Raw genomic sequence first — 12,749 nt, 5'->3', positions numbered from 1 at the left:
GGTTCAAATAGCTGTTTGCTGTTCAAGCATCCCGAATTTGAAGGAGCTGGTAAATGAGTAACTCCAATCGTGTTTTTATTACGGGACTCAGTGCTTTAACTGCTTGTGGTGAAACGGCTGACAGTACCTGGGATGCCGTGCTTGCCGGTCAAAGTGGTATCGATGAAATCAGTCAGTGGGATTTATCGACCTGGGCCTGCCGCCTGGGTGGTGAGCTTAAGAATTTTCAACCCGCCAAGATGCTGCCTGACCGCAAACTAATGAAAGTGATTTCGCGCCAGGATGTTATGGGTATTAATGCAGCAATGCAAGCTATCAATCATAGCCAACTGCTCCCTTATCGTGAAACATTGGCTACTACAGAATCTTTTAATGATCAAACGGCGGTCTATGTTGGTTCGCCCGGGAATAAATATTTCCAACAATATGATTTTCTGCCTTTGCTCGCCAAAACAGATAATGATATGCAGCAGTTTGCTACACAACTGTTTAATGAAGTGCATCCAATGTGGTTACTGCGTATTTTACCCAATAATGTTTTGGCTTATACCGGAATTAGCTATGGTTTTAAAGGACCTAATCACAATATTACGAATCATGCAGTGAGTGGCACTCAAGCTATTTTAGAAGCTTATCATGCTATTAAGCAGGGACAGGCTGAGCGTGCAGTGGTCGTTGGCTACGATATGGGTGTTGAACCTCAGGCACTCTTTTATTATGAAAAATTGGGTGTCGTGAGCCCAAATCATTTAAAGCCCTTTGATAAAGAGCATGATGGAACTATCTTGGCTGAAGGTGCAGCCGCATTGATTCTTGAAAGTGAAGCAAGTGTACAAGCACGTTCTGCGACTTGTTATGGAGAAATTGTCGGGGGGATGTCTACCAGTGAAGCATCTGGGCTTTTTTCTATTGAAGCAGAAGGCAATCATTTGGCTGATCTGATCTCAACTACTCTTGAAACCTATCAAATTAATGCCTCCGAGGTCGGTTTATTAGTGGCTCATGGTAACGGCAATAGCAAATCAGATGACAGTGAAGCGATAGCGATTCAGCATGTTTTTGGCAATAACCATGTACCAGTTACTGCGTTTAAATGGGCAATGGGGCACACACTTTGTGCTTCAGGCGTTTTGGATACCGTATTGACAACCTATGCTTTGCGTAACGATTGTGTCCCTGGCATAGCCAATTTCAATCAGGCAGCTTCTGTATGCGAACCGTTGAATATCAGCACTGAGCATCGTCCATTACAAGGCAATAAAAATGCCGTAATGCTCAATCGCGGGTTTGCCAGTATGAATGCGTGTTTGGTAATCAAAGCTTGTGACTGAATTAGCCGATAAAATTAATAGCCTACCCTTATCATGGAGTGGCCGTTTCTTATACCGTTATCTACCTTATCGGCGTAAGGTAATTATGGCTAATATTGCACAAGTGTTTGGTGAGCATTTGACTGCTGCACAACAAACCCACCTAGCTAAGGCGTTTTACTCACATCTGGCTACTTCCATCAAGGAAGCAATTCAATTGCGTTTTATGAGCCAACAAACGCTTCGCGAACGGGTAGAAGTGCGTGGTTATGAGCGTTTGTTGGCGATTGCTGCCGAAAATAAAGGGGTTTTGGTATTAACGGGCCATTTTGGTAACTGGGAATTTGCGCCGCTTGGCGGTATTCTCAATTTTAAGCAGTTTCAAGGTCAATTTCATTTTATCCGCCGTACTCTGGGAAATAAAACGTTAGAACGCATCTTGTTTAGCCGTTATTACCGTGCAGGATTAAATGTGATTCCTAAGAAAAACTCGCTGCAACAAGTTTGTGATGCCTTGGATCAAAACCATGCTGTCGTTTTTGTCTTAGATCAACATGCCTCGATAGTTAATCGCGATGGTATTGCAGCTGAATTTTTTGGTAAGAAAGCTGGAACTTATCGTAGTTTGGCAAGTTTTGCTCGCCACACAGGAGTGCCAGTAGTTCCTGCTGCCGGTTACCGTTTACCTGATGGACGTCATGTGTTGGAGTTTCATGAGCCGATTCAATGGCAAGATTATGGTAGTACACAGGAATCCATTTATCGTAATACGCTTGCTTATAATCAAGCTTTGGAGCGCATTATTTTAGCTCATCCAGAGCAATGGTTGTGGCTACATAAACGTTGGAAATTAAAAACAGAGTAATTACTGAGGAATAAAAAACTCAAAGTCGTAATTATATATGCGTACAAAACTTCCATCATTTAGAATTTGCTCTAGAACAGCATTTATTTGTTCTATTTGTTCTCTATTTTCCATTGTTGTTGCAATCGCAATACCTTCACCTACTGGAAATTGTTCCGGAAGCGCCCGTATAATTGTTGGATGTTGATGCATAAAAAACAGGGCGGTGTAGGAGTTTATGAAAATAGCATCAACCGCATTCGAACTAAGAGCCTGGATTAAATCACTGGGCTGCTCAAAAGGAACCCCAGTTAGCTGGCCCACAAAATTTTGCTCAAGATAATTGCAATATGCTTTTCCTTTTATGCAGCCGACTCTTTTTCCTACTAAATCTTTTGCATGTCTGAATGAAGCTTGCTGCAACGTGACAAATTCGCCCAAGCTAGGAATGTAAGGAATACTCAATAAATACTCTGATTGCTTATCTGGTGTAATAACGATTGACCCCAGTAAAAATCGATTTTATTCGCTTGCAACGCGGGAAATAACTGGTAATCTCCCATGCCAATATATTCACATTGCCAATGCAGGCGGGCACAGATGATATTCATTAATTGAATATCGAAGCCTCCAATTGCATAGCCAGGAGTATTCGCCACAAAGGGCGGATCATAGACCGGCGTACCGATTCTGACGGCGGCCTTTGCACTACAAGAGAAACAAAAAAGTACTGCTATCATGATGCGGAGATATTTCCTTACCATAGACGCATCCCTTGTCCATTTTTTCTAAGTATAGAACGACTTTGGACCGTATAAGGTAAGCTAGACCAGGCTTAATTTTAAATTATGTTTGCAACATAATTACCTGCCTTGCTTTATATGTTACCATGTATCCCTTTTCTCATAAGCCATGCGGCATTAATAAAAGGTAAGATTAGGCATGTTTTATCGAAAAATGTTGAAATCAAAAATTCATCGCGCTTGTATTACACAAGCTGATTTGGATTACGAGGGCAGTATTACCCTTTCTCCGGAGTTGCTTGCTGCAGCCAATATTTTGCCCCATGAGGCGGTCAATGTGTGGAATGTGACGGCAGGAACGCGCTTCGAAACGTATGCTATTGTTGGTGAAAAAGGCTCTACAGACGTCTGTGTCAATGGTGCGGCTGCTCATTTGGTAACGCCTGGTGACATCGTGATTATTGCAACCTTTATTCAGCTTCCTGCAGAACACTGCCAGCACCATAAACCCACGGTTGTCTTTGTTGATAGTAATAATCGCGTGAAAGAAATTCGGCCTGAGCTTGCGGAGAATAATAAGAAGGTGCTGAGCTCTAATGAAGTCGTTTAAATATAGGAATCCATGGATTACATGAGTGTGTTCAATCTCATCATGCATGAAGTGAATGGGAATTTAGGAGTTTATAAAAACCATCCATGGATCAGGGTTTCTTATAATTTGGATCTACTTCTTCTTTAAGCTCCTCTGGCAATTTATCTAATTCGTCTGAAGGCAAGCCTTTTTCTTGGAAAAATTTTATTCCTAATTCTTTTAAAGATGGCACGCGTATTTTTGCAATACTCTCAATTAAATTGTTTAGATTATCCAAGATTTTTGGGAAATCTTTAAAGATCACTTTCTTCTTTTGAATTAATTCCTCTAAATCATTTAACGCGTTTACCCTCTGATCGCCTCGTATCTCTCTATTTTCCGGTAAGCATTGATGAAATAGTCTTAAAGTATCTATCGGGGAGGGCATTTTTTCTATTTCCTCCTTCACATTCTCCACGTTTATACCTTCTAAAGTCATCTCTCCTTTTGAAATCATATCCATAAGAATCATATCTAAAATCATATTTAGTGAGTCTACAAGAGGCATATTAATCATCTCGGCGGTCATGAGCATTTTCATTTCTAGAGGCTTTAAGAGGCTTTCCTCAGAACTAGCTTTAGAACCAAAAATTTCCAGAAGCCTTTTTAAATTATCTTCAGTTTTAACTAATTGTCTAATTAATTTGGGATCAGAGGCTATTAACTCTAAAATTTCTTCTTTGTAGGAAGGATGGGCATCAATTACTTGTTGTAACTCGTCTAAAGATTCGATTGTATTGCCTATTTTTCTATTATTAATGATTGATTTTAATTCGGTTTCATTTAAAGTCATTATAATTCTCATTCGATCACCATGATCAAAGCATAGAACATGTCTATCTATCTATCTATCCAGAGAGAACAGAGAGAACAGAGAGAACAGAGAGAACAGAGAGAGTTTCCATTAAAGAAAATATCTTCTGGATACTGCGTATAAAGCGCAGTCCGCAGGGGAGAAAATGTTGTGAGGATCTCTCGGGGGAAAACCTGGTCGCTGTAAATTCTGCTGTAGATAAACGGTAGAGAGGAGCCAGTACGGGTTTGGTAATAGCAAGGAGCAATTGCTTGAAATAAGGTGGTATCCGTATATTCTTCAAACCAGAGAAAGCTTCCGTTGTGGGATAAAAAGAGGCGAGGGGTCTTGTTTTTCAATATAAGCACAAATAGCTGATGAATCCGCCGGTACATAATCACCGTTTCTACAGCGGGAATTTCTCTAAGGACTAATTGCCTCAAATTCTGCAGAAACTGCCAGCATAGGATTAACTGGCTCGGTAATAAAAGAGAGTCTCTTTTCTTGCATTAGAATTCGGGGTTTGCGCACAAATACAGAGGCTGGTGCGCCATATAAGATTCTTGTCATGAGCTTTTATCTTGCACTGATGTTTATTAGCAAAGATAAAGATTCGCTAAAGCAAAAGCAAGATAAAAGCAAGGATAGTTTAGAGCGTTATAGACGAAACCCCTGACACATTGGGTTTTATAACTGGCGCGCTACCCTGACCTGTAGCTCTTCCAAAGAAACCCGAAAGAGCAGTTAAGAAGCCACGAGGAGCTTCCGTCGTTGTTGTTTGAACCGGCACCGGCTCTTTTAATCCGGAACGAATTGTTGCGGCCATTTCATGCAATTCGGGTGAATTCTTACTTCCTGCTTGGTAACTATAATAACGGTAACGAGTTGGTTGACCATCAATGTAATCTGTGCCATTAAGCTTATCTCGGTTGCTAGGAAGTTCTGTATTCTTTGCCATCCATGTCTGCAGGGACTCTTTTCCAGTTAACCAAATATAAGCAGGTAATGTTTTCCAAGTTTCGTTGGGTTTTTCTGCTGTACGCACTTGCTTCACTAAAACAATGGGCGTAGTTATAGGCAAGATAAACTGTTGATCGTCAAAGTTCACGGGATCTTCATCATAACTTCGCAGCGTTTTATATAAGTCGTTATACTGATCTAATACTTTCTGAAGCGCTGGTTTTGAAGCCGCATCAAGCAGTTCTTGTTCGCTTAAAGGCTCAAATGGCGTTTTCGAAGCTGCTGGCGCTCCTAAATCAAATTGCTCAAACTCATCTTTAGTAAGAGTAGATTTCGCCACGGGTTGAGAGTGATTGAATGATCTTCTTAACGCCTCCTCTATCCCAGGAAATTCGCCGTCACCGGTACGTAGCAAGCTCCGCATACGAGCGCCACTTGAAGAGGTTCTGATAGAGGCGGAGGAAATGGAAGACAAATCAAAAAAGTCCTGGCCAAATGCTGCGATATCCTCATCTTCTGCACGTAAATAGCTAAAAAAGCTAAAAGGAATCTTCCACCATTGGCTAATAACGTGAATCAATCCTTTGTTATAACCCTCGGTCAAGCCATAAGGGACAGTATAGGTAAAATCCCGAACTGCTTTGAGCACTAATTGTGCGCTCCCAATGAGGAGTAAGGGGGGAAGAATCAGGCGATCAAGACCAAGCACCATGAGTGTACTGAAAAGAGTCAGGGAGACACTGTGAGTGACTTTAAAAGCCCAGAATGCTGCAGCTACCGGGAGTACAACACGAGCACCTAGCGTGAGTGCAAAGAGAGCAAGTGCCATAAGCAGGTTCAGAACGAGAGCAGTAAGAGAGAATAGAGTAACTCCCACCATGGCTCCGAAAACTTTATCGAGAAAATGGATTGCGGCTTTGGTATTACGGCTTACAAAATTATCAAAACGTATCTCTCGAGGTCTGAGCATGGTTAATGTCCTCTAGTCGTGCACTTCAAGTACAGCATTGTATAAAAAACGGCTAAGAGTGCAAGTATTACTAATTCTTCTTGCATGATAGCGAGGCTTATTTTACGTGAAGAAAATTAACGAAATATTAATAAATAGAAGCTTTTGAAGCGAGGCGCTCTTACTATACTTTAAATGAAGTCACTGATAGGGAGAGAAAATCATGGACTTAACCCTTTTTTAGCCAGAGTGATTGGCTGGTATTTTGTGATTATCAGTCTATATATGTTGTGCTGCCAGCAGGCACTAAAAGCGATTATTACCGATATTTTAGGTCAGCGGGCATTGATGTTTTTTATCGGCATATTAACGGTGGTTTTGGGCTTACTTTTGGTGATAAGTCATAATGTTTGGGTAATGGGTTGGCCTGTCATTATCACTTTAATAGCTTGGTTGGTTTTGATTGGAGGCGTGTTTCGTCTGATTAACCCTGAGTTATTAACAAAAATAGCGCGCAAGTGGTTACGTAACCCTGCTTACCTTATTATTGCAGCAATTATCTATCTGCTTATTGGTCTTTTCCTTCTTTATAAGGCTTACTTTATTTAGACGAATATGAAGTGAGATGATTGCTATTTTTGCCAAAAATGAGGTGAAAAGAGGATAAGAAGAGAGAAGATCTCCAAGCGTCCTGCGATCATGGAAAAGATAAGCAGCCACTTACTGGGGGCGCTAAGGTCAGCGAAATTGTCATGGATACTGCCTATCCCAGCGCCCGCGTTAGTTAACGTTGCCGTAATGGCTGAGAACGAAGTGATCAAATCATTTCCTAACGCCATAAACAAAAGCATAAAAGTCACAAAGAGAGCAATAAACACCGATATAAAACCCCACATCGATTGTAAAACGGGCTCTGGCAACGTATGTCTACCAAATTTAATGGGGATGATGGCATGGGGGTGCAGTAAACGTACCATTTCTCGTTTACTTTGTTTATAAATCAATAAGGTACGGATAACTTTTACACCGCCGCTAGTTGAGGTTGCACAGCCGCCAACGATTGATAGCAATATCAGTAGAAGAGGCACATAGGTTGGCCAGCTATTAAATGGGGCGGAAATAAACCCGGTTGTTGTGGCCATTGAAATAACATTAAATAAACTTTTTACCAGGGCGTGTGGATCAGCAGCAAAAAAACCGTACATGACAAGGCTGAGAGTTACCAAGCAGCTGGCTGTAAATAAAAAAGCGACATAGAGACGGAACTCTTCATCTTGCCAATAATGGATGAAGCTGCGTCTTTTAAAGGCAATAAAATGTAGTGCGAAATTGGTACCGCCTAGTAACATGAAAAAACACGCAATTAACTCGATAGCATCGTTTTGATAATAAGCAAAACTATTATCATGCATCGAAAATCCGCCAGTAGAGACAGTTGTAAAGCTTTCGCCCAAGGCATCAAACCAATCCATACCTGCGGCCCAATAGCTCACCATACAAAGCAAGGTTAACAGCACATAAATAAACCATAGCGCTTTGGCGGTGTGGGCAATACGAGGCGTTAATTTACTATCTTTCATTGGTCCTGGTGTTTCTGCCCTGAATAATTGCATGCCTCCGACACCCAGCATGGGTAAGATAGCTACCGCCAGGACCACAATACCCATCCCTCCTAAAAACTGTAATTGTTGGCGATAAAACAAAATGGCATGAGGCAATCCGTCTAAATGCCTGATAATACTTGCTCCAGTGGTCGTAAATCCTGATACCGATTCAAACAATGCGTCAGTCAAGCCATGATTCTCATGACGAAGAGCGAATATAAAAGGCAGGGAGGCGAAAAAACAAAGCACAAACCAAAATAAGACGACAAGCAGAAAACCATCGCGGATTTTGAGTTCGTGATGCTGAGTTCTAAAGCACAACCAAAGTGTGCTGCCAGTAATAAAGGTACAGGTGAACGCAGCGACAAAAGGCAGCCAAAAATGTTCATTAAAAATTGGATTAATGATAAGTGGCGTTAACATACTGACGCTAAACATCATTAACAGCAAACCTAAAAGGCGCAGGATGGTTTTAATTTGCATTACTTACCTTAATCTCATCTTGGCCAATAGAATGGTTTTGGGGCTGATAATCATAACACTAGGTTTAGGCCAATGGCCAATAGAAAGAATCCGTGTTTTCAACTGGTAAAGGCTAGATTGACTTGAAAGAGCGATTCTACCTGCCGGACATAGCGTTTTTTAGTAACAGCAAGATGACATGATCATCTGATTCAACCACCAATTGCGGATTTGCCATAAGCAATTTTTCACCTCTTACAACAGCGACAATAGAACAACTGGATGGTAATTCAATGTCTGACAATTGACGTCCGACGACCTGGGAAGTTAATTGATCGCCATGAGTAATCAACTCAATCGTTTCAGCTTCGTCATTTTGTAAACGATAGACTTTGATCATGTTTCCACGACGTAATTTGGTAAGAATACTGCCGATAGTAATCAATTGCGGAGAAATGGCATGATCAATGGGACTGTCTTCAATAAGCTCGACATAGGCGTTGCGGTTAACCAAAGCAATCGCATGGCGGGCTCCCAGGCGTTTCGCCTGTAAACAGGACATAATGTTAGCTTCATCATCGTTCGTGACGGCACAGAACACATCGGTGAATTCAATATTTTCACTGACGAGCAGATCGCGATCGGCAATGTCACCCTGTAAAACAGTACCTTTATGTAATTGAGAAGCTAATTTACTGGCATGGGCGAAATTGCGATCAATGACCTTGATACGGTATTTTTTTCCAAGGCCTGAGCTAGTTTAGTTCCAATATGTCCACCACCCGCAATCATAATGCGGCGATTGGGATGGGTATAACGTCCCAGTGCAATGAGAAGTTGTTGAATTGCCGGAGGAGAGGCGACGAACAGTACATCATCGCCGGCCATAATTTCACAATCACCCTTAGGGTCGATAGCCATTTTATCGCGAAAAAATGGCAACCACTCGTGTTTCAATGGGCTTTAAATGTTGGTAAAGTTGCTCAACCGTTTTGCCAACCATCACACCGTCGGACTGAGGTTTAATCGTAACCAGTAAAACATTTCCTTCAGCAAATTCGAGGACTTGGGTCACACCTGGATAGTCAATTAAATTTTCAATATGCTCAGTTACCAGTTTTTCTGGACTAATACACACGTCAACAGGCACATGCTCATTGCAAAATAATTGTGGATAATCGTAGTAATAGCGTGAGCGGATACGCGCAATTTTTGTAGGTGTGCGAAACAGGCTATAGGCAATTTGGCAACCCATCATATTAATTTCATCGCTGTTGGTTACGGCAATTATCATGTCTGCTTGCTCAATACCTGCGGTGATAAGAATATTCGGGTGGGCAGCTGAACCCAGGACCGTTTTGATATCAAGTTTATGCTGTAATTCGCGCAAGCGATCTTCATTGAGATCCACCAGCGTAACATCATTATCTTCACGAGCCAGATTATGAGCGAGTGTTCCTCCAACTTGTCCGGCCCCTAAAATAACTATGCGCATGGCATTAATACTCCTTCATAGACGAAGGTTGCTGGGCCACTTAGATAAATTGGTCCGTTGATATCTGGCCAATCAACAGTCAGCTCACCGCCAGGCAGCATAATATGAATTTGTGGTGCAAGTTGGTGATAAAGTCTGCCGATTGCAGCGGCAGCGACTGCACCACTGCCACAGGCCTTGGTTTCACCACAGCCACGCTCATAAACGCGTAAACGAATGCGATTAGTACTGACAAGTTGCATGAAACCTGCATTACATTGTTCAGGAAACAAGGGATGCTCACTAATTTCTTTTCCCAGACGGTCTATTGCTATATCAGCAAGATTTTTTACGACACTGACTGCATGTGGGTTACCTACACTTAAGGCATGTACTTGCCAGAGTGAGTCGTCCTTGAGTGGCAACGAATATAAAGGGGCTTGTTGCTTTGCTTGCAGGGGAATTGCGTCTGGCTCAAGATTGGGTTGCCCCATATTAACGGTAACCGTTTGATCGTCATTTAGCTGGAGTTGCATTTTAGTCGTACAGGTTGCAACCACGATTCTTTTTTAGTAGTTAAACCGTAATGATAAACAAAACGGGCTAGACAACGGGCGCCATTACCACATTGCCCAACCTCTTGCCCATCCGCATTAAAAATGCGGTAAAAAAATCAATATCGTTCTCTTTACTGGTTTCAACGAGTAAACATTGGTCAAAACCGACACCTATATCGCGCTTGGCAAGAGCGATAATTTGTTCTGGAGATAAATCAATTGGTTGGCGAATGGCATCAATCACCATGAAATCGTTACCTAAACCGTGCATCTTCGTAAATTGAATAGTCATTTAGCGGCTCATTAATTAATTGCGGCAACTATGATTTCTTTGCTGTTTGCGTATCAGTAGGCAGATAGAGGGGGCCTTTTTGCCCGCATGCTGATAAAACCAGAGAAGCCCAAATAATAAGTATAATAGTAAGCAAGCGCATCATGCATAATCTGCAATAATAAATTACAGAGTATAGTGAATTCATGATGAAAGCGCTATTAGGGGCTGTTGACATTTCCACTATCTAGGCCGAAAAGCGTTGATTTCCTGCGCTTCGCTGCTCATTTACTATCCTGTAAACTGTGCTGCGATGCTCGTAAATCAACGCTTTTCGACTCAAGCTAGCGAAATGTTAACAGATCCTAGCGTTTCGAAAGAGGTCTATTGCTATAGAGAAGCGCTTTAGTGATAATTTGAGTTTTTTGTCGGAGTTATATTGAACGTTTATGTGAAAGAGTCATCACAGCAAGCGAAAACTTGTATGATTTGGATGCATGGTTTAGGAGCCGATTCCTCTGATATGATGGGATTGGTGGAGCAATTGCCCCTTGGTGATATAGCGCTTCGCCATGTTTTTATTGACGCGCCAGTCCGACCGGTTACTATCAATAATGGCATGTCGATGCGTGCCTGGTACAATATTCTTGGCATGCAACTGACCGATCGTGAAGATCAAGAAGGTATTTTGGCGTCGCAAAACTATATTCGCCAAATTATTGATGCACAGATTGAAGAAGGCTTTTCGTCAAATCAAATTATGTTGGCTGGCTTTTCTCAAGGTGGGGCAATGGCTTTATATACGGCTTTAAATCTGACAACACCGCTTGCTGGGGTTGTGGCTCTATCCGCTTATTTGTTGTTGGCGACTCAGTGCAAACCCGTTCTTGCTAAAAATACGCCGATATTTCTTGCTGGTGGACAATATGATTCTATTGTTTCACCTGTCTGGACTAAACAAACAGCGGCTTGGTTAGCTACAACAGGGTATGAAAAGTTAACCTTTCATGAATATCCAATGGATCATGCTATCTGTGCTGAGGAAATCACTGATCTGGCTCGCTGGATCAGAACACAAGTAAAAGGAGACTTTTAATGACTGTTGTAAAAAAATCCCGGGTGGTTCCTTTTACTTGTGAGCAAATGTATGGCCTGGTTAATAATGTCGAGCAATATTCAGAGTTTTTGCCTTATTGTTCACAAAGCCTGGTGCATCATCGTGATGAAGATGAGGTACAGGCAACACTGGTCATTGCAGCGGCTGGAATGAGCAAAATCATTTACTACTCGTAATCGTTTGCAGGCGAATAAGATGATTGAGATTCGTTTAGTCGATGGCCCTTTTAGCCATTTGGAAGGGTTTTGGCGTTTTGATGAAGTCCCTGAAGGTTGCAAAGTATCCTTTGATTTGGAGTTTGAATTTGCTGGACGTATGTTCTCTATGCTTTTAGGTCCTGTTTTTGAGCAAGTCACCGACAAAATGGTGGATGCTTTTTGCGATCGGGCTGAGATGCTTTATGGTAAACGTTGAAATTGTTTATGTGGCAGCCGATCAAGAAGTAGTACAGTTAAAAGTCTCTTTGCAAGCGGGGGCAACCGTTTCGGATGCGCTTAAGAAATCAGGCATTCTTGTAGCGCATCCCGAGATACAGACTTTGTCGATGGGGATTTTTAGCAAACGGGTGACCATGGAGACTGCGCTTAAACCAGGTGATCGCCTTGAAATTTACAGGCCTTTGAGTTTGGACCCGAAAGAGAAAAGAAGACAACGTGCTAAGGCAAAAAAGTAGTCTAACCTGATGAAATTCAGGTTAGAGAGTCAGTGTAAGACGACTAGCAAGGAGCAAAATCCTCACGCGGTTATGGTCATACCACTTTTTGATTGTTGTTCAAAATAAGCGAGACGACGCGCCCGAAGATTTTCCAAATCAGGCGTTGCCGACGTTGTATTTGAAATACTTCCCAGGCGATAGCCAAAAAATCGATTTGTTGATGTGTCCCTCGACGTATTTCCCTCGTAAATACGTTCCTTCCATCTGTCGTCGATAGGAGGGAGGGAAGTGCAGTAAGAATAGTCTGATGGGTAAACAAGTTCCTTATAACTGTCCAAGGGATCTGCAGTAACTATTTCACGGGTTTCTAATGCTTGGC

17 protein-coding genes and 2 pseudogenes are annotated in these 12,749 nt (G+C 41.9%); 7 read left to right on the top strand and 12 right to left on the bottom strand.

Going from position 1 to position 12,749, the window contains the following annotated elements:
• The first annotated feature begins 53 nt into the window (after nucleotides 1–53).
• The gene (locus tag BN58_RS17155; protein ID WP_019217886.1) at nucleotides 54–1,331 is read left to right on the top strand and encodes a beta-ketoacyl-[acyl-carrier-protein] synthase family protein; all 1,278 of its coding nucleotides are present in this window, start codon (nucleotides 54–56) and stop codon (nucleotides 1,329–1,331) included.
• The gene (locus BN58_RS17150; protein ID WP_019217885.1) at nucleotides 1,324–2,175 is read left to right on the top strand and encodes a lysophospholipid acyltransferase family protein; all 852 of its coding nucleotides are present in this window, start codon (nucleotides 1,324–1,326) and stop codon (nucleotides 2,173–2,175) included. Before BN58_RS17155 ends, BN58_RS17150 begins: the two co-directional genes overlap by 8 nt.
• On the opposite strand, the gene BN58_RS38035 is transcribed toward BN58_RS17150, so the two are convergent.
• Nucleotides 2,176–2,619, bottom strand: a complete 444-nt coding sequence (locus BN58_RS38035; protein WP_019217884.1) for a type 2 periplasmic-binding domain-containing protein — start codon at nucleotides 2,617–2,619, stop codon at nucleotides 2,176–2,178.
• Nucleotides 2,616–2,918 carry a transporter substrate-binding domain-containing protein gene (locus BN58_RS38030; RefSeq protein ID WP_083852262.1) on the bottom strand — a complete coding sequence of 101 codons (303 nt, stop codon included), beginning with the start codon at nucleotides 2,916–2,918 and terminating at the stop codon, nucleotides 2,616–2,618. The genes BN58_RS38035 and BN58_RS38030 overlap by 4 nt, the downstream gene beginning before the upstream one ends.
• 178 nt (nucleotides 2,919–3,096) lie before the next feature.
• Here BN58_RS38030 and panD point away from each other — a divergent pair, with 178 nt between their 5' ends.
• The gene (panD, locus tag BN58_RS17135; RefSeq protein WP_019217882.1) at nucleotides 3,097–3,507 is read left to right on the top strand and encodes an aspartate 1-decarboxylase; all 411 of its coding nucleotides are present in this window, start codon (nucleotides 3,097–3,099) and stop codon (nucleotides 3,505–3,507) included.
• A 91-nt stretch (nucleotides 3,508–3,598) separates the two neighbouring features.
• Here the strand turns inward: panD and BN58_RS17130 are convergent, their stop codons facing one another.
• From BN58_RS17130 to BN58_RS17120, 3 genes are all read right to left on the bottom strand, one after another.
• Nucleotides 3,599–4,321 carry a hypothetical protein gene (locus BN58_RS17130; protein WP_156812615.1) on the bottom strand — a complete coding sequence of 241 codons (723 nt, stop codon included), beginning with the start codon at nucleotides 4,319–4,321 and terminating at the stop codon, nucleotides 3,599–3,601.
• 423 nt (nucleotides 4,322–4,744) lie between these two features.
• Nucleotides 4,745–4,891: a glutathione S-transferase N-terminal domain-containing protein gene (locus BN58_RS30210; protein ID WP_019217880.1), complete on the bottom strand. Its 147-nt coding sequence runs from the start codon at nucleotides 4,889–4,891 to the stop codon at nucleotides 4,745–4,747.
• Nucleotides 4,892–4,970: 79 nt separating this feature from the next.
• Nucleotides 4,971–6,251: a hypothetical protein gene (locus BN58_RS17120; protein WP_019217879.1), complete on the bottom strand. Its 1,281-nt coding sequence runs from the start codon at nucleotides 6,249–6,251 to the stop codon at nucleotides 4,971–4,973.
• A gap of 174 nt (nucleotides 6,252–6,425) precedes the next feature.
• Between BN58_RS17120 and BN58_RS17115 the strand changes: the two genes are divergently transcribed.
• Nucleotides 6,426–6,839 (top strand): hypothetical protein, encoded by a 414-nt coding sequence (locus tag BN58_RS17115; protein ID WP_019217878.1) that lies wholly within the window; start codon nucleotides 6,426–6,428, stop codon nucleotides 6,837–6,839.
• 23 nt (nucleotides 6,840–6,862) lie between these two features.
• On the opposite strand, the gene BN58_RS17110 is transcribed toward BN58_RS17115, so the two are convergent.
• The 6 genes and pseudogenes from BN58_RS17110 to lptM all read right to left on the bottom strand — a co-directional run bounded on the left by BN58_RS17110 (nucleotide 6,863) and on the right by lptM (nucleotide 10,764).
• Complete coding sequence (locus BN58_RS17110) at nucleotides 6,863–8,317, bottom strand: TrkH family potassium uptake protein (protein WP_019217877.1); 1,455 nt, start codon at nucleotides 8,315–8,317, stop codon at nucleotides 6,863–6,865.
• A 136-nt stretch (nucleotides 8,318–8,453) separates the two neighbouring features.
• The gene (locus BN58_RS38290) at nucleotides 8,454–9,017 is read right to left on the bottom strand and encodes an NAD-binding protein (RefSeq protein ID WP_456297461.1); all 564 of its coding nucleotides are present in this window, start codon (nucleotides 9,015–9,017) and stop codon (nucleotides 8,454–8,456) included.
• Entirely contained in the window at nucleotides 8,984–9,217 is a 234-nt protein-coding gene (locus BN58_RS38285; protein ID WP_040916730.1) for a hypothetical protein, read from the bottom strand. The genes BN58_RS38290 and BN58_RS38285 overlap by 34 nt, the downstream gene beginning before the upstream one ends.
• A gap of 1 nt (nucleotide 9,218) precedes the next feature.
• Nucleotides 9,219–9,791, bottom strand: a complete 573-nt coding sequence (locus tag BN58_RS38280; RefSeq protein ID WP_019217875.1) for an NAD-binding protein — start codon at nucleotides 9,789–9,791, stop codon at nucleotides 9,219–9,221.
• A pseudogene (dapF, locus tag BN58_RS26675) lies at nucleotides 9,782–10,619 on the bottom strand (diaminopimelate epimerase). The gene BN58_RS38280 and the pseudogene dapF overlap by 10 nt, the downstream one beginning before the upstream one ends.
• Before the next feature lie 28 nt (nucleotides 10,620–10,647).
• Entirely contained in the window at nucleotides 10,648–10,764 is a 117-nt protein-coding gene (gene lptM / locus BN58_RS30200) for an LPS translocon maturation chaperone LptM (RefSeq protein WP_019217873.1), read from the bottom strand.
• 273 nt (nucleotides 10,765–11,037) lie between these two features.
• Here lptM and BN58_RS17090 point away from each other — a divergent pair, with 273 nt between their 5' ends.
• The 3 genes and pseudogenes from BN58_RS17090 (at nucleotide 11,038) to BN58_RS17080 (ending at nucleotide 12,388) form a co-directional block, all read left to right on the top strand.
• A complete protein-coding gene (locus BN58_RS17090) occupies nucleotides 11,038–11,694 on the top strand; it encodes an alpha/beta hydrolase (RefSeq protein WP_040916729.1) in 657 nt (218 codons plus the stop codon).
• A pseudogene (locus tag BN58_RS26670) lies at nucleotides 11,694–12,129 on the top strand (type II toxin-antitoxin system RatA family toxin). Before BN58_RS17090 ends, BN58_RS26670 begins: the two are co-directional and overlap by 1 nt.
• On the top strand, nucleotides 12,116–12,388 hold the full coding sequence (locus tag BN58_RS17080; RefSeq protein ID WP_019217871.1) for an RnfH family protein: 273 nt from the start codon (nucleotides 12,116–12,118) through the stop codon (nucleotides 12,386–12,388). The pseudogene BN58_RS26670 and the gene BN58_RS17080 overlap by 14 nt, the downstream one beginning before the upstream one ends.
• Before the next feature lie 62 nt (nucleotides 12,389–12,450).
• Here BN58_RS17080 and BN58_RS35075 read toward each other — a convergent pair.
• On the bottom strand, nucleotides 12,451–12,749 hold a 299-nt coding region (locus tag BN58_RS35075; protein WP_040916728.1), incomplete at its 5' end, for a hypothetical protein.

This window comes from Legionella tunisiensis, from assembly GCF_000308315.1.
Classification (GTDB): Bacteria; Pseudomonadota; Gammaproteobacteria; order Legionellales; family Legionellaceae; genus Tatlockia; species Tatlockia tunisiensis.
The sequence above is the reverse complement of the archived record's forward strand: the minus strand, read 5'-3'. Positions and strand labels throughout refer to the sequence as shown.

What these genes read in the sequence shown, in the direction of transcription:
- BN58_RS17155 (WP_019217886.1), top strand. Translation starts at nt 54, where the DNA reads ATGAGTAACTCCAATCGTGTTTTTATTACGGGACTCAGTGCTTTAACT.
- BN58_RS38030 (WP_083852262.1), bottom strand. Translation starts at nt 2,918, where the DNA reads ATGGTAAGGAAATATCTCCGCATCATGATAGCAGTACTTTTTTGTTTC.
- panD (WP_019217882.1), top strand. Translation starts at nt 3,097, where the DNA reads ATGTTTTATCGAAAAATGTTGAAATCAAAAATTCATCGCGCTTGTATT.
- BN58_RS17130 (WP_156812615.1), bottom strand. Translation starts at nt 4,321, where the DNA reads ATGACTTTAAATGAAACCGAATTAAAATCAATCATTAATAATAGAAAA.
- BN58_RS30210 (WP_019217880.1), bottom strand. Translation starts at nt 4,891, where the DNA reads ATGACAAGAATCTTATATGGCGCACCAGCCTCTGTATTTGTGCGCAAA.
- BN58_RS17120 (WP_019217879.1), bottom strand. Translation starts at nt 6,251, where the DNA reads ATGCTCAGACCTCGAGAGATACGTTTTGATAATTTTGTAAGCCGTAAT.
- BN58_RS17115 (WP_019217878.1), top strand. Translation starts at nt 6,426, where the DNA reads ATGAAGTCACTGATAGGGAGAGAAAATCATGGACTTAACCCTTTTTTA.
- BN58_RS17110 (WP_019217877.1), bottom strand. Translation starts at nt 8,317, where the DNA reads ATGCAAATTAAAACCATCCTGCGCCTTTTAGGTTTGCTGTTAATGATG.
- BN58_RS38285 (WP_040916730.1), bottom strand. Translation starts at nt 9,217, where the DNA reads ATGGCTATCGACCCTAAGGGTGATTGTGAAATTATGGCCGGCGATGAT.
- BN58_RS38280 (WP_019217875.1), bottom strand. Translation starts at nt 9,791, where the DNA reads ATGCGCATAGTTATTTTAGGGGCCGGACAAGTTGGAGGAACACTCGCT.
- lptM (WP_019217873.1), bottom strand. Translation starts at nt 10,764, where the DNA reads ATGATGCGCTTGCTTACTATTATACTTATTATTTGGGCTTCTCTGGTT.
- BN58_RS17080 (WP_019217871.1), top strand. Translation starts at nt 12,116, where the DNA reads ATGGTAAACGTTGAAATTGTTTATGTGGCAGCCGATCAAGAAGTAGTA.